The 18,173-nt window shown below is 61.6% G+C and carries 14 protein-coding genes; 4 read left to right on the top strand and 10 right to left on the bottom strand.

Annotated elements, in window-relative coordinates:
- Nucleotides 1-11 precede the first annotated feature (11 nt).
- From ACP7EW_RS16025 to ACP7EW_RS16015, 3 genes are read left to right on the top strand one after another with little or no spacing between them, the layout of a single operon-like run.
- The gene (locus ACP7EW_RS16025; protein WP_426218285.1) at nt 12-2,117 is read left to right on the top strand and encodes a putative bifunctional diguanylate cyclase/phosphodiesterase; all 2,106 of its coding nucleotides are present in this window, start codon (nt 12-14) and stop codon (nt 2,115-2,117) included.
- A 41-nt stretch (nt 2,118-2,158) separates the two neighbouring features.
- Nucleotides 2,159-2,659 carry a M48 metallopeptidase family protein gene (locus ACP7EW_RS16020; RefSeq protein WP_010207148.1) on the top strand — a complete coding sequence of 167 codons (501 nt, stop codon included), beginning with the start codon at nt 2,159-2,161 and terminating at the stop codon, nt 2,657-2,659.
- Nucleotides 2,660-2,678: 19 nt separating this feature from the next.
- A complete protein-coding gene (locus ACP7EW_RS16015) occupies nt 2,679-2,975 on the top strand; it encodes a winged helix-turn-helix domain-containing protein (protein WP_033898013.1) in 297 nt (98 codons plus the stop codon).
- On the opposite strand, the gene ACP7EW_RS16010 is transcribed toward ACP7EW_RS16015, so the two are convergent.
- The gene (locus ACP7EW_RS16010) at nt 2,972-3,424 is read right to left on the bottom strand and encodes a GNAT family N-acetyltransferase (protein WP_033898014.1); all 453 of its coding nucleotides are present in this window, start codon (nt 3,422-3,424) and stop codon (nt 2,972-2,974) included. The two genes, ACP7EW_RS16015 and ACP7EW_RS16010, sit on opposite strands and share 4 nt — an antisense overlap.
- Nucleotides 3,425-3,625: 201 nt before the next feature.
- Here ACP7EW_RS16010 and ACP7EW_RS16005 point away from each other — a divergent pair, with 201 nt between their 5' ends.
- Complete coding sequence (locus ACP7EW_RS16005) at nt 3,626-4,363, top strand: substrate-binding periplasmic protein (RefSeq protein WP_061434437.1); 738 nt, start codon at nt 3,626-3,628, stop codon at nt 4,361-4,363.
- Between the two features lie 33 nt (nt 4,364-4,396).
- On the opposite strand, the gene yccS is transcribed toward ACP7EW_RS16005, so the two are convergent.
- From yccS to betB, 9 genes are all read right to left on the bottom strand, one after another.
- On the bottom strand, nt 4,397-6,580 hold the full coding sequence (gene yccS, locus ACP7EW_RS16000; protein ID WP_033898017.1) for a YccS family putative transporter: 2,184 nt from the start codon (nt 6,578-6,580) through the stop codon (nt 4,397-4,399).
- 105 nt (nt 6,581-6,685) lie between these two features.
- Nucleotides 6,686-7,864: an NAD(P)/FAD-dependent oxidoreductase gene (locus ACP7EW_RS15995; RefSeq protein ID WP_426127353.1), complete on the bottom strand. Its 1,179-nt coding sequence runs from the start codon at nt 7,862-7,864 to the stop codon at nt 6,686-6,688.
- Between the two features lie 12 nt (nt 7,865-7,876).
- Nucleotides 7,877-9,214, bottom strand: a complete 1,338-nt coding sequence (dbpA, locus tag ACP7EW_RS15990; RefSeq protein WP_235165500.1) for an ATP-dependent RNA helicase DbpA — start codon at nt 9,212-9,214, stop codon at nt 7,877-7,879.
- Nucleotides 9,215-9,344: 130 nt separating this feature from the next.
- Nucleotides 9,345-10,772 carry a multidrug transporter subunit MdtD gene (gene mdtD / locus ACP7EW_RS15985; RefSeq protein ID WP_016977771.1) on the bottom strand — a complete coding sequence of 476 codons (1,428 nt, stop codon included), beginning with the start codon at nt 10,770-10,772 and terminating at the stop codon, nt 9,345-9,347.
- A gap of 36 nt (nt 10,773-10,808) precedes the next feature.
- Nucleotides 10,809-11,657, bottom strand: coding sequence for an alpha/beta fold hydrolase (locus ACP7EW_RS15980; RefSeq protein ID WP_426218282.1), 849 nt, complete (start codon nt 11,655-11,657; stop codon nt 10,809-10,811).
- A 162-nt stretch (nt 11,658-11,819) separates the two neighbouring features.
- Nucleotides 11,820-13,136, bottom strand: a complete 1,317-nt coding sequence (locus ACP7EW_RS15975) for a TldD/PmbA family protein (protein WP_426218280.1) — start codon at nt 13,134-13,136, stop codon at nt 11,820-11,822.
- Nucleotides 13,136-14,578 (bottom strand): TldD/PmbA family protein, encoded by a 1,443-nt coding sequence (locus ACP7EW_RS15970; protein WP_314530258.1) that lies wholly within the window; start codon nt 14,576-14,578, stop codon nt 13,136-13,138. Before ACP7EW_RS15970 ends, ACP7EW_RS15975 begins: the two co-directional genes overlap by 1 nt.
- Nucleotides 14,579-14,768: 190 nt before the next feature.
- The gene (gene betA / locus ACP7EW_RS15965; RefSeq protein WP_426218277.1) at nt 14,769-16,472 is read right to left on the bottom strand and encodes a choline dehydrogenase; all 1,704 of its coding nucleotides are present in this window, start codon (nt 16,470-16,472) and stop codon (nt 14,769-14,771) included.
- 136 nt (nt 16,473-16,608) lie between these two features.
- Complete coding sequence (betB, locus tag ACP7EW_RS15960) at nt 16,609-18,081, bottom strand: betaine-aldehyde dehydrogenase (RefSeq protein WP_426218275.1); 1,473 nt, start codon at nt 18,079-18,081, stop codon at nt 16,609-16,611.
- Nucleotides 18,082-18,173 lie beyond the last annotated feature (92 nt).

Below are 18,173 nucleotides of genomic sequence, written 5' to 3'. Positions count from 1 at the left end.
AGAGACGTAGCATGGAATGCGCTCCACATCACGGCGATTGCAGTTCGGTTCTTCTGGTGGTTGATGACTACCCGGAGAATTTGCTCAGCATGCGTGCGCTCCTGCAGCGTGAAGACTGGCAGGTCATCACGGCGGCGTCTGGCCTGGAAGCCCTGGAATTGTTGCTGCAGCATGACGTCGACCTGGTGCTGCTGGACGTGAAAATGCCCGGCATGGACGGCTTCGAAGTGGCCCGCCTGATGCGCGGCAGCCAGCGCACGCGTATGACGCCGATCATCTTCCTCAGTGCCAACGCTCAATCCCCCGCCGCCGTGCTGGAAGGCTACGCCAGCGGCGCCATCGATTACCTGTTCAAACCCTTCGACCCGCATATTCTCAAGCCCAAGGTCCAGGCATTGCTGGAGCACCAGCGCAATCGCCGGGCCTTGCAGCGCCTGAGTCATGACCTGGAGTCCGCCCGCGCGTTCAATGCGTCGGTGCTGGACAATGCCGCCGAAGGCATTCTGGTGGTGGGCCAAGGCGGCGTGATCGAGTACGCCAACCCGGCGATCTCGCGTTTGCTCAATGCCACCCTGGACGAGCTGCAAGGCGAGGAATTCCTGGGTTTCCTGCAAAAACCCCATGTGCCGACATGGCTGGACTCGTCGATGTATGCCGCTTACCGCCAGGGCGAGACCTGGCGCCTGCATGATGCGATCCTGCGTACCAGCCGTGGTCAGCAGGTGCCGGTGGCGTTGTCGTGCGCGCCGTTGCCTGCGGAGCAGAAGGCGATGGTGGTGACGGTGCTGGACATGTCCGAGGTGCGTCACCTGCACCAGCAACTGGAATTCCAGGCCGTTACGGACCCCTTGACCGGGCTGCTCAACCGGCGCGGTTTCTACCAGGCAGTTGAGAACACCTTGCTGCGCAGTGAACGCACTGAGCAGTCGCTGGTGTTGCTGTACCTGGACCTGGATGGCTTCAAGCGGGTCAACGATTCCCTGGGGCATGACGCTGGCGACCGGGTACTGCGCTGGGTGTCGGAACAATTGCAGGGTTGCCTGCAGGCCGGCGACATCCTCGGACGCATGGGCGGCGACGAATTTACTGCGCTGCTGGAGCTGGAGTATCCCGAGCAGGCGGCGAAGATTGCAGAAAAACTGATCGAACGCGTATCGATCTGCCAGCAGATAGAGGGCCTGGATGTGATGCTCGGCGTCAGCATCGGCATCGCCACGTTCCCGGATTGTGGTTCGGACTTGAATGGCCTGCTACGCGCCGCCGACATTGCCATGTACGAAGCCAAGCGTGCGGGCCGTCAGCAATATCGCTATTACGACCAGGAAATGAACGGCCGCGCCCGCTCTCGGCTGATGCTGGAAGACAGTGTGCGCACGGCGATCCAGAACAAGGATTTCACCCTGGTCTATCAGCCTCAAGTTTCTCTGGACGATGGGCGCCTGCGCGGTGTCGAAGCGCTGTTGCGCTGGCAGCATCCGAGTGTTGGCGATGTGCCGCCGGGGCTGTTTCTGCCGTTGCTGGAGGAGGCGCGGTTGATCAGCCAGCTCAGCACCTGGATTTACCAACAGGTCGCCGCGCAGCGCCAGGCGTGGCAAGCCACCTTTGATGATGAACTGGTGCTGAGCGTGAGCCTGAGCAGCAACCAGTTCAATATGCCCAACCTGGCCAGCCAACTGCAGCAGGTACTGGAGCGACATGGGTTGCAGGGGCGGCAGTTGGAGGTGGAAATCAGTGAAGACTGCCTGATGAGTAACCTCGAAGAGTCGACCAAGCAGCTCAAGTTGTTGCGCCAGATCGGCGTGCGCACTGCGCTGGATGACTTTGGCTTGGGCAATTGCTCCCTGGCGCATCTGCGCGACCTGGCGTTCGATACGCTCAAGCTCGACCCGCAATTGGTCGCGCGCCTGCCGGGTTCCGCGCGGGACGCGGTGATGGCGCGTAGCATCATCGAACTGTGCGGGCATTTTGAGGTTGTGGTGGTGGCGGAGGGCGTCGAAACCCAGGAGCAAGCCCAATGGCTCAAGGCCAATGGTTGCCCGTTTATCCAAGGCCCGTTGGCGGCGCAACCGTTGATGGCCGAGGAAGTGACCGACTGGTGCCGCGCTCGCCTGGGCTGAATTCGTTACACTGGCGGCTATCCGAACCTGTTGCAGACCCCATGACCGCGCTGAAATACCTCCAGGCCTATCCCGCCGCCCTCCAGGAACAAGTGCGCCAGCTGATCGCCAAGGACCAGTTGGGTGCTTACCTGGAACAACGTTACCCCGAACGCCACGCCGTGCAGAGCGACAAGGCCCTGTACGCCTACGCCCTGGCCTTGAAGCAGGAGCACTTGCGCAATGCGCCGGCCATCGACAAGGTGTTGTTCGATAACCGCCTGGACTTGACCCACCGCGCCCTCGGCCTGCACACCACGATTTCGCGGGTGCAGGGCGGCAACCTCAAGTCGAAGAAAGAGATCCGCATTGCTGCGCTGTTCAAGGAGGCTGCGCCGGAGTTTTTGCGAATGATCGTGGTCCACGAACTGGCGCACTTCAAGGAATCGGACCACAACAAAGCGTTCTACAAACTCTGTGAGTACATGATGCCGGGCTACCATCAGGTGGAATTCGACCTGCGCGTCTACCTCACGTACCGCGACCTGCAGGGCAAACCCTGACCGCACAAGGCGACCGACCATGGATGTGAGCAAGACCAAGAGCAGCTTTTATCGCCGCCTGTACGTGGCCTACCTGATCGACAGCGGCCAGGCCAGCAGCGTCCCAGCATTGACCGACGCCACCGGCATGCCCCGGCGCACGGCGCAGGACACGATTGCGGCGTTGGCCGACTTGGACATTGTGTGTGAATTCGAGCAGGAAGACGGTGCCCGCAACCATGCCGGGCACTATCGGATTCGCAGCTGGGGGGCGATCGATCGGCGCTGGATCGAGGCGAACCTCGGGCAGATCAAGCAGGTGCTGGGTTACCCCTAGTCCTTTCTCATGCCAATGTGCGGAATATCATCTTCCAGGTATTCCTCACCGGCGACGACAAACCCATAACGCCCGTAGTAGCCCTGCAAATGCGCCTGGGCTGACAGGAAAATCGGCGTTTGTGGCCAGATATCCTCAATCCGCTTGAGTGTTTCTTCCATCATCCGATGCCCCAGCCCGGTGCCACGCGCCACCGGCGCCACGATGACGCGGCCGATTACCACGTCACCACCTTGGGTTTCTGGGTCCAGCAGGCGCAGGTAGGCCACCAACTGGTCATCCTGCCAGGCCATCAAATGGTGGGTGTCGCCCGACAGATCCTGCCCGTCGAGGTCCTGGTAAACGCATTTCTGCTCGACAACGAAGACCTCGTTGCGCAGGCGCAGGATGGCGTAGAGCTGCTCCTTGCCCAGGTCATCGTGGTGCTTGCAAACCCATTCAACGGTCATGGCGTGTTCTCTTATAGATGTCTGCTGCGGATAGTAAGCGCGGCAGCCGATTGTGTCTAAATCGACTATTTTTGTGAGTGAAATCAATTTGCCATCATTGAGTGCGTTCGGCGCCGGTTTCTTTGTGTAATCTGAGCTACTGTTAGAACCTCAGGCCCCACCTGAGCTCAGGATAACGCCTGCCTGCCAAGGACTTTGAGCATGCCGCGATTCTCTCGTGCCGTTGCTTTGATTGGAGTGTTGTTGCTGGCCCAGCCGGCCTTCGCACAGCGTCTGCGCCTGGTAGCGGATGCCTGGCCACCCTTTACCGATGCCACCTTGATCAATGGCGGGCTGGCCACCGATATCGTCAGCACCGCCCTGGCACGCGCGGGTTATGCCAGTGATTTCGAACAGGTGCCCTGGGCCAGGGCGTTAATGGGGGTGGGCGACGGGCGTTATGACGTGTTGGTGAACGCCTGGTACGACGATGCGCGCACGCAGCTGGGGCAGTTTTCCGGCGAATACCTGCTCAACCGCGTGCGTTTCATCAAACGGCGTGACGATCCCATTGCATTCCAGAACCTTGAGCAACTGCACGACTACCCCATCGCCGTGGTGCGCGGGTATGCCTATTCGGCGGCGTTCGATGGCGATGCGCAGTTGCAGAAAGTGCCGGTGCATAACTTCGCCATGGCCGTGCGCATGCTTGCGGCGCAACGGGTGCGCCTGACCGTGGAGGATGAATATGTGGCGCGTTATTACTTGTCCCGCGAGTCGGCGCGGGTGCGCAATGCGGTGGAGTTTTTACCCAAGCCGTTGAGCGAAAACAGCCTGCATATCTTGGTGAGCTTGAAGAACCCCGAGCATGAACAGATCGTCGCCAGCTTTGACCGGGAGATTGCCAAGATGAAGGCGGATGGCAGTTATGCGCGGTTGATGAAGGCGCATGGTATGTAGTGGGCTTGTTGTGGCAAGCCCGCTCACCACAGGTCAGGCCGCGCTGGTGTCTTTGATCAGATGCGCCGCCAACGTGCGCAACGGCCCCAACTGCCGACAAATCAACGCCAACTGTGTCTGCACCAATCGCTGCCCTTCATCAATCTCATCCGGCATCTGTTCCAGGTCGGCTGCCAACGCCTCCTCGGCATCGCTCTGAATCGCAATCGGCTGCTTGTTGGCCAACCCCGTGGCGATTTCATCAATACTCGCTGCCAACGTATTCCCCGCGCCATCGATCAGATGTTCACGCACCTCGGCCGGCAACTGGGTTTCGCGGTGCGCGCCGAGGCCTGACAAGTAACTGAGCAAGGTGTGGGACAACACCAGGAAGCGGAAGCCCACGTCAGCCTCCTTACGGAAGTGCCCAGGCTCCATCAGCATGTTCGCCAGGGTCGTCGACAGCGCCGCATCGGCGTTGTGCGCGTTGCGCCGCGCCAGACGGTAGGCGAGGTCGTCGCTTTTGCCAGCCGCGTATTGCTGCATGATCTGGCGCAAATAGATGCTGTTGCAGGTCAGGGTGTTGGCCAGCACTTTGTTCAGGCGACGGCCCTGCCAGTCCGGCAGGAACAGGAACACCGCCAGGCCCGCAATCAAGCTGCCGAGCAAGGTATCGAACAGACGCGGCAGGAACAGGCCGTAGCCGTCACCCACTTGGTTGAAGCAGAACAGCACCATCAACGTGATGGCGGCGGTGGCCAGGGTGTAGCGCGTGGTGCGGTTGATAAAGAACACCAGGCCGGCGGCGATGGCGAACATCGACTGCACCAGCGGGCTCGGGAACAGGTCGAACAAGGCCCAGGCCACGGTAAGGCCGATAGCGGTGCCGATGATCCGCTGGCCGAGCTTGCGCCGGGTGGCGCCGTAGTTGGGCTGGCACACGAACAGCGTGGTCAGGATGATCCAGTAGCCTTGGGAGGCGTGAATCGCATGCAACATGCCGTAGCCCACGGTCAGCGCCAGGGACAGGCGCAACGCGTGACGGAACAACAGTGATGTGGGCGTCATCTGCGTGCGCAGGCGCGTCCACATTTCCTTGAGGTTGCGCGGGGCGCGGTCCAGCAGGTTGCTGTCGGTGGCGTCGGCCAGGCTGTCGGGGTTGCTGGCGTCGCCCAGCAGGCGGTCCAGCGTCGACAGGTTGGCTGCCAGCGCGCGCAACGAGCGCAGCAGGCCGCGCCAGGCTGGGTTGCTCTGGATGCGCAGGTGTTCCAGGGAGGCGTTCAAATCGCCCAAGGCTTCGGCGAAGCTGTCGTCATAGATGAACGGCTGGCGCAGCTGGATCGACTCGGCCAGGGTCTGGCAGGCCTTGCCCTGTTGACGCAGCAGGCGCTGGCAGCGAAACAGCACGTCACTGTGGAAGAAGGCTTCGGCCAATGCGTTGTAGGGATAGTGGGATGAGCTGGCGCGCTCATGGATGTCTTGGGCGAGGAAGTACAGCTTGAGGTAGCGGCTGACTTTCGAGCCAGGGCGACCATTGCCCACGCGATGCAGGATGATTTCCTTCGCCGCATTCAGCGCGGCCACCACCCGCCCATTTTGCTGGGCCAGTTCCAGGCGACGCGCTTCCACATCCAGCTGGCGAATCGGTTCGAACAATGACGACTTGAGCTTGAGGTAGCGCCCCAGCTCGCGAAACAACCGCGCCAGGCTTTGCTGCACCGGCTGGTTGGAAAACAACGCCTGCCACAGCACCGACAACGCGCCGTACCAGGCGGCACCGGCCACCAGCAGCAGCGGCTCGTGCCAGAAATCCGAGACGGCACCACCGCGCTGGTCCACGCCGATCATGGTGTACACCGACAGGATCAGCGTCGCGGAGGCAATCGCCCCATAACGTTCGCCCAAGGCGCCAAGCATGGTCAGGCAGAAGGTGGCCAGGGCCAGGGAGATCGCGAAGACCCAGGGATAAGGGAACAGCAGCTCCACCGACAGCGCGGCGATGCTGAAACACACCAGCGTCACCGCCAGGGCGTTTAGACGGCCTTGCCAACTGTCATCGGTCTCGGCCAGGGCGCTGGCGATAATCCCCAGGAACAACGGGATCAGCAGCGTCATTTCATCCTGATACCAGCACAGCGCCATGCTGCCGGTGAGGGCGATGAACACCCGGATGCTGTAACTGAATTTATCCAGCGCCCACAGGCGCCGCATGGACTGCTTGAACGAGGTCGATGACATGAAGTCTGGAGTCTTCCGGGACGATGCCGCTAAATTGAGCTATCAAGGACGCCACGGCAAGCGTGGCGATCACATCCAACAGCAAAATTTATTCCACTGCGCCGATCAGGCGTACTGCGCCGCCGCGTAACCCGAAGCCCAGGCCCACTGGAAGTTGAAGCCACCCAGGTGACCGGTCACATCCAGCACTTCACCGATAAAGTACAGGCCGGGGCTTTTCAGGGATTCCATGGTCTTGGACGACACTTCCCGTGTGTCCACACCGCCCAGGGTCACTTCGGCCGTGCGATAGCCTTCGGTACCTGCCGGCACCAATTGCCAGTTGCCGAGCTTCTGCGCGATGTCGGCGACTTCCGCATGGGTGTACTGCTTCATCGGCTTGGACGCAAACCAGGTGTCCGCCAGCAGGTTGGCCATCTTCTTGGTGAAGATCTCGCCCAGCAGGGTTTTCAGCTCGCTGTTCGGGCGTTCGGCCTGTTGCGCTTGCAGCCACTCGTGGGCGTCATGGTCGGGCAGCAGGTTGATTTCCACCGTGTCGCCGGATTCCCAGTACGAAGAAATCTGCAGGATCGCCGGCCCACTCAGGCCGCGATGAGTGAACAGGATGTTCTCGCGAAAGCTCTGGCCGTTGCAGCTCACCAGGCAATCCACCGAGGTGCCAGACAGCTCGCCGCACAAGTCTTTGAGCTGATCGGTGATGGTGAACGGCACAAGACCTGCGCGGGTCGGCAGCAGTTCGTGGCCGAACTGCTTGGCCACTTGATAACCAAAACCGGTGGCGCCCAGTGTCGGAATCGACAGGCCACCGGTGGCGATCACCAGGGATTCGCAGCGCAGTTCACCCAAGGTGGTCTGCAACTGGTAGCCGCTGTCGAGCTTGGCGATTTCCTGGATCGAGGTGTCCAGGTGCAGGCTCACGCCGACCTGGATGCACTCGTCCAAGAGCATGCCGAGAATGTCGCTGGACTTGTTATCGCAGAACAGCTGACCGAGCTTCTTCTCGTGATACGGCACGCCGTGCTTGGCCACCAGCCCGATGAAATCCCACTGGGTATAACGCGCCAGGGCGGATTTGCAGAAGTGCGCATTGTGCGAGAGGAAGTTGGCAGGCTCGGTGTACATATTGGTGAAATTGCAGCGGCCACCACCGGACATGAGTATCTTCTTTCCGGCCTTGTTCGCATGGTCGATCAACATCACTTTGCGCCCACGCCCGGCGGCGGTCAGTGCGCACATCAAGCCTGCGGCGCCGGCGCCAATAATGACTACTTCGGTAGAACGCAAAACGGTGTCCCCTTACAAGATACGAACGCGCAACGAACGACCTTTGATCTTGCCGTCGTTCAAACGCTGCAACGCCTGCTTGGCGATCCCGCGTTCCACGGCCACGAAGGCCTGGAAGTCAAAGATCGCGATCTTGCCGACCTGGGCGCCCGGAATACCGGCTTCGCCAGTCAGTGCACCAAGGATATCGCCTGGGCGAACCTTGTCTTTGCGGCCGGCAGCGATACACAGGGTGCTCATCTGTGGCAGCAACGGGCCACCGCTTTGCGGCTTGAGGTTGTCCAGTTGGTCCCAGTTCAGCGGCGACTTCTGCAGTTGCTCGATGGCCTGGGCGCGGTGCGCTTCGGACGGCGCCACCAGGCTGATGGCAATGCCGGTCTCACCGGCACGACCGGTACGGCCGACGCGGTGGATGTGGATTTCTGAGTCGCGGGCCAGTTCGACGTTGATCACCATGTCCAGCGAATCAATGTCCAAACCACGGGCAGCCACGTCGGTGGCAACCAGCACTGAGGTGCTGCGGTTGGCGAACATGGCCAGCACCTGGTCGCGGTCGCGCTGTTCCAGGTCGCCGTGCAGGCCGACGGCAGAAATGCCCTTGGCCGTCAGGTGATCCACGGTTTCCTGCACTTGCTGCTTGGTAAAGCAGAACGCTACGCAAGACGCTGGGCGGAAGTGCGCCAATACCTTGGTCACTGCGTCCATGCGCTCTTCCGGGGAGATCTCGAAGAAACGCTGCTCGATCTGGTCATCGGAGTGGAAGGCTTCGGCCTTCACTTGCTGCGGCGCACGCATGAACTTCGAGGCCAACTGCTTGATGCTCACCGGGTAGGTGGCCGAGAACAGCAGGGTCTGGCGGCGCGGCGGGGTCTTGCTGATGATGTCTTCGATGGCGTCGTAGAAGCCCATGTCGAGCATGCGGTCAGCTTCATCGAGGATCAGCGTGTTCAGGCCGTCGAGGACCAGCGAACCTTTGCGCAGGTGCTGCTGGATACGGCCCGGCGTGCCGACGATGACGTGGGCGCCGTGTTCCAGGGAGGCGATCTGCGGGCCGAGGGACACGCCGCCGCACAGGGTCAGCACCTTGATGTTGTCTTCGGCACGGGCCAGGCGGCGGATTTCCTTGGCGACCTGGTCGGCCAGCTCACGGGTCGGGCACATCACCAGCGCCTGGCAGCCGAAGTAACGCGGGTTGATCGGGTTCAACAGGCCGATGCCGAAGGCGGCGGTCTTGCCGCTGCCGGTCTTGGCCTGGGCAATCAGGTCCAGCCCCTTGAGGATCACCGGCAAGCTTTGCGCCTGGATCTGCGTCATCTCGACATAACCCAGCGAGTCGAGGTTAGCCAGCATGGCGGCGGACAGGGGCAAAGTATTAAAAGCGGTGGCGATGGTAGTCACGGGACTGGCTCTGCAAAACAAAATGTCGCGCAGTGTACCAGTCTCGTGGGAATTTCCCCGCAAGTTCTAGACGAGAAGCCTGTTAATGCTCGATATGCTGCTCGGGGCTGGCGGCACGCTTGCCGTCTTTTGGCGACAGTTGCAGGAAGATCGCCGCCGCCAGCATCGCCATGATGCCCACCGTGAGGAAGGTCAGCTGGAATGCGCCAAGTACCGTGCTGACGCCGTCGTTGCCGGTTTCGGCGGTAAACCCGCCGAGCAGCGCGCCGGCACACGCGACCCCGAGGCTCAACGACAATTGCGCTACCACCGACAGCAGACTGTTGCCGCTGCTGGCTTGGGCGTCATCGAGGTCGATCAGGGTGACGGTGTTCATCGCGGTAAATTGCAGCGAGTTGATCGCCCCCAACACCGCCAGCATTCCCAGCAGCAGCGGGTAGGGCGTGTGTTCCGTGACCAATCCCATGCTCGCCAGCATGATGCCCAGGGCCAGGGTGTTGCCCGTCAGCACGATGCGGTAGCCCAGGCGTTCGATCAGCGGGCGCGCCACGGACTTGGCAAACATCGCCGCCGCCGCCAGGGGCAACATGCTCATGCCGGCTTCTGACGGTGAGTACCCCAGCGCCACCTGTAACAGCAACGGCACCAGGAACGGCAGGGCGCCGCTGCCCAACCGCGCGAACAGGTTGCCGAGGATGCCCACGGCAAAGGTGCGGGTCTTGAACAGCACCGGTGAAAATAGTGGATTATCGATGTGCCCGGCCCGCAACCAATACGCCGCCAGGCACGCGAGCCCGCCGAACAGCAGCAACATCACCCGCAAGTGCGGCAAGTGCAGTTCGCCCAGGCCTTCCATGGCGATAGTGATCAGCACCATCGCGGCGCCAAACAGCAGGAAGCCGATCCCATCGAAGCGCGTGCGCTCGCTGCCGCGCAGGTCGGGGATGAATTTCCACACGGCGTAGCAGCCAATCATGCCCACCGGCAGGTTGATCAGGAAGATCCAGTGCCAGGTCAGGTATTGCACCATCCAGCCACCCATGGTCGGGCCAAGCAATGGGCCGAGCAAACCGGGGATGGTGATGAAACCCATGATGCGCACCAGTTCGGAGCGCGGGTAGGCGCGCAGCACCACCAGTCGTCCGACGGGCAGCATCAATGCACCGCCCAGGCCTTGGATCACCCGTGCGCCCACCAGCATGGTCAAGCTGCTGGACAGGGCGCACAGCAGCGAGCCAATGCTGAACAGCATGATTGCGCCAAAGAAGATTTTCTTGGTGCCGAAGCGGTCGGCGATCCAGCCCGACGCCGGGATCAGCAAGGCGACGGTGAGCATGTAGGCGATCACCACCCCTTGCATACGCAGCGGGTTTTCCGCGAGGTCCCGGGCCATCGCCGGTAATGCCGTGTTGAGGATCGTCCCGTCGAGCGACTGCATGAAGAAGGCAATCGCGACCACCCAGGGGAGCCAGCGGGCGGTCTTGGCATCGAGCGGGACGCGGTTCGGCATGGAAACCCTTTTGGTTAGCAGGCTATGTGTTGGCGATTATGCGCCATTCGTCGCGCGTTTTCCCACCAGGAAATCCAGCAGTTCACGGTGCACCGCCACGGCGGCTTCGTTGGATTCAAGGTCGAGCAAGTGGCCAGTATGTTCGGCGACGGCAAAGCTGCTACGCCCCACGTACTGCTTGAACAACTGGGCCTCGGCGGCGGGGGTGTATTCGTCGAGGGCACCGTTGAGGAAGTGCACTGGCGTTTCAATCTGCCGGAGTGCCGGCAGGTAGTTGCCATCGCCCAAGGCCAACACTTGGTGGATATGAAAACGCGCCTGGCGGTATTCGGTGGTAGCCATGGTCGACAGGTGACGGTGATTGTTGCGTTTGAGCCGGGGCGACAAATATTGGCCCACGGTTTCATTGAGCAAGTGGCCGACGGCGGACTTGTCATCGGCCTCGATCAATACACGTACGCGTTCCACATAGTCGAGCATGGCTTGGTTGAGGTTGGGCGCGAGGGCCATCACCACTGAGCTTTCGATGGAGGGTGGGTTGTGCGCCAGGGTCAGCAACGTCGAGATGCCGCCCCAGGAGGCCGACACCAGGTGGTTGACCTGAAAGCGCTCGACCAGGGCGCGCAGCATCTGCACCTCGTCGTCCTTGGTCACCAGGTCGAGGTCAGTGTTGTGTTCGCGGGAATAGCCGGAGAACGGCAAGTCAAACAGCAACACATTGAAATGCTCGGCCAGGCATTTACTGGTGCGGGCGAAGGAGCGCGTGGTGGACAGCGCGCCATTGACCATCAAGACGGTCTTCTTTCCAGAATCGTTTCCTAGCTGCTCAACATGAACGTTGTAGTGCTTGAACAGCTTCTCAATGACAAAACTTCCATGGTTCATGTCAACGCTCCAGCTTGCCCTTCCCGGGCAAGGTCGTGCTCTCGTGGGTGGGGTGGCGGGATGCCATTAACCCTTATAACGAGGATTCTGGAGGAAAGGAAGGTGTCCTACGGTGGAGGAGAAACGCCTGTAGGAATGCCTCTGCCTACAGGCGTAAGACGCTTACAGAGTAAGCGTCAGGCGTTTTACCAACGCTCCTGGCAGCAGATTGGAGGCGGTGTTGCGCTGGCTGTAGGTGCTGGCAGAAAGCAGCAACTCCCGATCAGCGGTCAGGGCTTCGAGCTGCGAGCCGAGCAGGCTGTACACGCTGTCATCAAACCGCATGGTGCTGACCGGTGCCTTGATCTCGCCGTCTTCCACCCAGAAGGTGGCGAAGCGCGTCATGCCGGTCAGGCGGGCCGCCGGCAGGTCCGAATAGTTCAGGTACCACAGGTTGCTGATATACAACCCGGTGCCCAACTGCTTGAGGATATCGGCCTGGGCCAGGCTGCCGGCGGCCATCTGCAACGCGCTGGGTGATTCATCGCTGCTTGCGCCATTGGTGCTTAAGCCATATTCGGCGGCGCTGCGCGAGTTGATCAATTGGCCCTCGGCGCTTCCCGCCTTGATCAGGGTGACGTCGCCGCGCGGGTAACCTTCGGTGGAAAAAGCCTGGCTCAGGGAACCGCTGATCTGTTCCGTCAGCGTCACCAGCGGGCTCAGGGACTGTTCGCCGGCGTACAGCTTTTGCAGCGAACTGCCCTTGCTGGCGATGGCCTGGGCTGAAAAACCACCCCAAGTGATGATGCTGATGATCTCTTCAATCGCCGCCGGGGCGAGGTAGGCGCGGTATTGCCCAGGCGCCAGTGTATGCAGTGGCCGGCCGAGGAACTCCAGCTGTTCGCGGGCCTGCTGGAAGCGCGCGGCAAATTCGGCGCTGTCCCAGGTGTGCCCGGCGTAGCTGGCCTTCACCGCTTCGCCATTGGCGTGAAACAGGCTGAAATCGAAGTTGAAGCTATTGGCCTGGTGCCAGCCGAAGGCGCCCGACGAACTGGCAAAGCCCCGGCTGATGGGGCCGGCCGCATAGAAACCGACCAGGTCGACGCCGTGGGCGGCCTGGCTGATGTCTTCCAGTACCTGGGCCAGTTCCGGCAGCGGGCGGGTTTGTTCGTTGCTGCTTTGCCAGGCATTGTGGTTCAGCAGCAGGTACGGATCCTGGGGCAGCAGCGGCAGGGTTTCACGCAACTGTTGCAGGCCGTCGGCCAAACGCTGGCGGTCCAGCTCGGGCTCGCCAGCCAGGGTGATGCCCAGGTCAGCGTGGCGGCCGTCGTTGATCAGTTTCAGGTTGAGGCTGGCCTGTTGCACCTGGCCGGCCTGGCGCACCTTGGCGTGGTTGAAGCGCACGAACTCGGACGCTTCATCCGCATAGCCGAGGTGGAATTGTTCGTTATCGGTGATGGCGTGCTTGAGCCATTCCACCAATGCCTTGAAGTTGTTCATCAGGCGTCTCCCCCAAATACGTCGACATCACTGAATACGCAGGCCGGCGACGCATGGCCGACGCGGATCACCTGGTTGGGTTCGCCTTTGCCGCAGTTCGGCGTGCCCAAGACCTTGAAGGTGCTGGCGTCACCGACCGCGCTGAGGTTGCGCCAGAAGTTGGCAGAAATGGCGCGGTAGTTAGGGTTCTTAACGACGCCTTTCAGCTCGCCGTTCTCGATCAATTGGCCCCATTCGCAGCCGAACTGGAATTTGTTGCGCGCATCGTCGATGGACCATGAACGGTTGGTCGACATCAGCACCCCGTTTTCGATACCGCCGATCAGTTGCGCCAGGCTCTTGTCGCCCGCCTCAATGTTCAGGTTGGCCATGCGGTCGATGGGCGCGCGGTTCCAACTGCTGGCCCGGCTGTTGGCTACGCCGCTCATACCCGAACGGAACTGCGACAGCGCACCGCCCAGCGGTTTGAGCAGCAGCCCTTCGCGGATCAGGAACTGCTTGCTGGCGGGCGTGCCGTCATCGTCATGGCTGTAGCTGGCGAGTTGCTCGGGGATGTCCGGGTCGAACGTTACGTTGAGCAACTGGGAGCCATAGTGCAGATGGCCGAAGTCGCTGGCCTTCACAAAACTGGTGCCGGCGTAATTGCGCTCGTCACCCAGGATGCGGTCCAGCTCCAGCGGGTGGCCGATGGATTCGTGGATCTGCAGGATCATTTGGTCGGGCATCAGCAGCAGGTCGCGCGGGCCGTTGGGGGTGTTCGGCGCGAGCAGCAGTTGCAGGGCTTCGTCGGCAATGCGTGGCGCGGCACCGACCAGGCCGAAGCGGCTGATCACATCAAAGCCGCCTTGCTGGCCGAAGTTGCTGCCACCCAGGGTACGGCTCTGGCTATCGTTGCCGTCGTAGGCGGTCACGTTGACGCCGGGGAACACGAAGCGCTGGGCCTGGCGCAGTTCGGCGCCGGCGTTGTTGAGGTAGATCTGCTCGACGTGGGTCAGGCCGAGGCTGACTTCCCAGCTCACCAGGCGCTCGTCCTTCGGCACGGCGGCAGACTCATCGCCCAGCAGTTGGTAGCAGTCGCTCAAGGACGGGAAGGGCTGGTTGAGCTCAGGGGACAAATAGTCCGCCACATCACTGGAGACATGCTGTTCGCGCAGGTCGAGCAGGGCGTGGGGCTTGATCAACCGGGCTTGCTGTTCGGCACGCTCAAGGGCGGCTTGCAGGCCGGGCAGGGAAATATCGTTGGTTGCCGCGTAGGCCTCCACACCGTTGAGACGCACGGTGAGCATGGCGCCTTCGTCGTGGTTCAGGTGCGGTGGTTCGGCGACGTTCTTGCGCACGGCCAGGTAGTGGCCGGACTCGCGGACGTAGCGCAGCGAGAAGAATTCGGCGGTGGTGCGCAGGGCACTGAAGTGTTTTTTGAGTGTGGCGTGGTGGTCGAACATGGGGCCTTCCTTGTGGGCGGCTCGTCGCGGGCAGGCAAACAGAGTAGCTGATCAAGGAGGGGTTTTGCAGTGACTGTTCGGGCCTCTTCGCGAGCAAGCCCGCTCCCACATTTGACCGAGTTCCAACATAGGAATGCGGTCAAAATGTGGGAGCGGGCTTGCTCGCGAAGGGCGCGACGCGGTGTATCAGTTACTGCGCAGTCGGACCCACTTCACGCATCGGCTTGCCACGCACCGGCGCATCGCCCGCGACGTAGTAGTCGGCGGTGCTGCGCGGCAGCGGCTGGCGGCCACGGATCTTGTCGGCGATTTTCTCGGCGATCATGATCGTCGGCGCGTTCAGGTTGCCGGTGGTGATGATCGGCATGATCGACGCATCCACAACGCGCAGACCCTGCATGCCATGCACGCGGCCTTCGCCGTCCACTACGGCCATCTCGTCGGTGCCCATCTTGCACGAGCAGGACGGGTGGAACGCGGTCTCGGCGTGTTCGCGGATGAACTTGTCGAGCTGCTCATCGGTTTGCACGTCAATGCCGGGGCTGATCTCGCGGCCACGGTACTGGTCTAGAGCAGGCTGTTGCATGATTTCACGCGTCAGGCGGATGCCGTCGCGGAATTCCTGCCAGTCCTGTTCGGTGGCCATGTAGTTGAAGAGGATACTCGGGTAGTCCCGTGGGTTCTTCGACTTCAGCTGGATGCGACCACGGCTCGGCGAACGCATGGAGCCCATGTGCGCCTGGAAACCGTGCTCTTTCACACCGTTGCTGCCGTTGTAGTTAATCGCCACTGGCAGGAAATGGTACTGAATGTTCGGCCATTCGAATTCTTCACGGGTACGGATAAAACCGCCCGCTTCGAACTGGTTGCTGGCGCCGATACCGGTGCCGTTGAACAGCCATTCGGCACCAATGGCCGGCTGGTTGTACCAGAGCAGCGACGGGTACAGCGAGACCGGCTGGGTGCACGCGTATTGCAGGTACAGCTCAAGGTGGTCCTGCAGGTTTTCGCCGACGCCGGGCAGGTCGTGGACCACCGGGATATCGAGGCTTTCCAGCAGTTTGGCCGGGCCCACGCCGGAGCGTTGCAGCAGTTGCGGCGAGGCGATTGCGCCGCTGCACACCAGTACTTCTTTACGGGCGCTGGCTTCAACGCGCTCTTCGGCGGCGCCGATCAGGTAACGCACGCCCACGGCACGCTTGCCTTCGAACAAGACTTTGTCGGTGAGGGCGTGGGTGACGATGGTCAGGGTCGAACGCTTCTTGGCCGTGTCCAGGTAACCACGCGCGGTGCTGGCGCGACGGCCTTTAGGCGTGACGGTACGGTCCATCGGGCCGAAGCCTTCTTGCTGGTAGCCGTTCAAATCAACGGTGCGCGGGTAACCGGCCTGTACGCCTGCTTCAACCATGGCGTGGAACAGCGGGTTGTTGCCGGCTTTTGGCGTGGTCACGCTGACCGGGCCATCGCCACCGTGCCAGTCGTTCGGGCCGATGTCGCGGGTTTCGGCCTTGCGGAAATACGGCAGGCAGTCCAGGTAAGTCCAGTTTTCCAGGCCTGGCAATTTCGCCCAGTTGTCGTAGTCCATAGCGTTGCCACGGATGTAGCACATGCCGTTGATCAGCGAAGAGCCGCCGAGGCCCTTGCCGCGACCGCACTCCATGCGACGGCCGTCCATGTGTGGCTCTGGATCGGTCTCGTAGGCCCAGTTGTAGCGGCGGCCTTGCAGTGGGAACGCCAGGGCGGCTGGCATTTGCGTGCGGAAGTCGAAACGGTAGTCGGGGCCACCGGCTTCCAGCAGCAGGACGGTGACGCCTTCGTCTTCGGTCAGACGGGTCGCCAGGGTGTTACCGGCGGAGCCGGCACCCACAATGATGTAATCGTATTCTTGGGACATTGGATGCACCCTCTTTTGAGATAGTCAGGTCGGGCCTCATCGCGGGCAAGCCCGGCTCCCACAGGGGAACGCATTCCAACTGTGGGAGCTGGCTTGCCTGCGATAGGGCACTCACAGGCAATACAAGGCTCGGGTCTTAGAACACCGAGGCGTAGTCGCCCAGCTCAACCTGTACCGATTTGATGCGGGTGAAGTTGTTCAGCGAGCTGATGCCGTTCTCACGGCCCACACCGGATTGCTTGTAGCCACCGACCGGCATCTTCGCGTCGGACTCGCCCCAGGCGTTGATCCAGCAGATACCCGCTTCCAGCTGATGAATCACGCGGTGGGCGCGGTTCAGGTCCTTGGTCACCAAGCCTGCGGCCAGGCCGAAGTCGGTGTCGTTGGCGCGGCGGATCACTTCTTCTTCGGTTTCGTAGGTGAGGATGCTCATCACTGGGCCGAAGATTTCTTCACGCACGATGACCATGTCGTCGGTGCAGTCGGTGAACACGGTCGGGGCCACGAAGGCGCCTTTGGCGAAGTCGCCGTCGGTCAGGCGGTCGCCGCCGCACAGCAGGCGGGCGCCTTGCTCTTTGCCCTTGGCGATGTAGCCCAGCACGCTTTCCATGTGAGCAAAGCTGACCAGCGGACCGAAGTTGGTGTTTTCGTCTTCCGGGTTGCCAACGCGAATGCGCGCGACACGCTCAACGATCTTGGCTTCGAACGCGGCTTGCAGGTGCTTGGGCACAAACACGCGGGTGCCGTTGGTGCAGACCTGGCCGGAGCTGTAGAAGTTGGCCATCATCGCGGTGTCGGCGGCGCGGTCGAGGTCGGCGTCGTCGAAGATGATCAGGGGGGACTTGCCGCCCAGTTCCATGGTCACGTCTTTGAGCGACGAGCTGGAAGCGCTGGCCATGACTTTCTTGCCGGTGTCGGTGCCGCCGGTGAACGAGACTTTCTCGATGCGCGGGTGCTCGGTCAGCCAGGTGCCGACTTCACGGCCGCTGCCGGTCAGTACGTTGAACACGCCCGCCGGAATGCCGGCTTCGGTGTAGATCTCGGCCAGTTTCAGGGTGGTCAGCGAAGTGACTTCGCTCGGCTTGAAGATCATTGCGTTACCCGCGGCCAGGGCCGGTGCGGATTTCCACAGGGCGATCTGGATCGGGTAGTTCCACGCGCCGATACCGGCAACCACGCCCAGCGGCTCGCGGCGGGTGTAGACGAACGAAGTGTCGCGCAGTGGGATCTGCTCGCCTTCGATGGCCGGCACCAGGCCTGCGTAGTATTCCAGCACGTCAGCGCCGGTAACGATGTCGACGTACTTGGTTTCGGAGAAGGATTTACCGGTGTCCAGGGTTTCCAGGGCGGCCAGCTCGTCGTTGCGCTCGCGCAGGATGTCGACGGCACGACGCAGGATGCGCGAACGCTCCATGGCGGTCATGGCGGCCCAGATTTTCTGGCCTTTTTCGGCGCTGACCACGGCACGTTCAACGTCTTCTTTAGTCGCGCGTTGCACTTGGGCGAGAACTTCACCGTTAGCCGGGTTGATGGCTTCGAAGGTGGCATCGCTGCCAGCGTCGCTGTAGCCGCCGTCAATGTAGAGTTTTTGCAGGTCGAAACGGGCCATAAAGTCCTCGCAAGTGCATAAGTGGTTGGCGTTAACCGCCGAACAGTGGGCCATAAGGGTGTGGCAACACTGAGCGACAGCAGTTCAGGGGT

Origin of the sequence: Pseudomonas sp. DWRC2-2, assembly GCF_049897885.1 — a bacterium.
Lineage (GTDB): Bacteria > Pseudomonadota > Gammaproteobacteria > Pseudomonadales > Pseudomonadaceae > Aquipseudomonas > Aquipseudomonas azotoformans_A.
This window is presented reverse-complemented; position numbering and strand designations above follow the sequence as displayed.

What these genes read in the sequence shown, in the direction of transcription:
- ACP7EW_RS16025 (WP_426218285.1), top strand. Translation starts at nt 12, where the DNA reads ATGGAATGCGCTCCACATCACGGCGATTGCAGTTCGGTTCTTCTGGTG.
- ACP7EW_RS16020 (WP_010207148.1), top strand. Translation starts at nt 2,159, where the DNA reads ATGACCGCGCTGAAATACCTCCAGGCCTATCCCGCCGCCCTCCAGGAA.
- ACP7EW_RS16015 (WP_033898013.1), top strand. Translation starts at nt 2,679, where the DNA reads ATGGATGTGAGCAAGACCAAGAGCAGCTTTTATCGCCGCCTGTACGTG.
- ACP7EW_RS16010 (WP_033898014.1), bottom strand. Translation starts at nt 3,424, where the DNA reads ATGACCGTTGAATGGGTTTGCAAGCACCACGATGACCTGGGCAAGGAG.
- ACP7EW_RS16005 (WP_061434437.1), top strand. Translation starts at nt 3,626, where the DNA reads ATGCCGCGATTCTCTCGTGCCGTTGCTTTGATTGGAGTGTTGTTGCTG.
- yccS (WP_033898017.1), bottom strand. Translation starts at nt 6,580, where the DNA reads ATGTCATCGACCTCGTTCAAGCAGTCCATGCGGCGCCTGTGGGCGCTG.
- dbpA (WP_235165500.1), bottom strand. Translation starts at nt 9,214, where the DNA reads ATGCTGGCTAACCTCGACTCGCTGGGTTATGTCGAGATGACGCAGATC.
- mdtD (WP_016977771.1), bottom strand. Translation starts at nt 10,772, where the DNA reads ATGCCGAACCGCGTCCCGCTCGATGCCAAGACCGCCCGCTGGCTCCCC.
- ACP7EW_RS15980 (WP_426218282.1), bottom strand. Translation starts at nt 11,657, where the DNA reads ATGAACCATGGAAGTTTTGTCATTGAGAAGCTGTTCAAGCACTACAAC.
- ACP7EW_RS15975 (WP_426218280.1), bottom strand. Translation starts at nt 13,136, where the DNA reads ATGAACAACTTCAAGGCATTGGTGGAATGGCTCAAGCACGCCATCACC.
- ACP7EW_RS15970 (WP_314530258.1), bottom strand. Translation starts at nt 14,578, where the DNA reads ATGTTCGACCACCACGCCACACTCAAAAAACACTTCAGTGCCCTGCGC.
- betA (WP_426218277.1), bottom strand. Translation starts at nt 16,472, where the DNA reads ATGTCCCAAGAATACGATTACATCATTGTGGGTGCCGGCTCCGCCGGT.
- betB (WP_426218275.1), bottom strand. Translation starts at nt 18,081, where the DNA reads ATGGCCCGTTTCGACCTGCAAAAACTCTACATTGACGGCGGCTACAGC.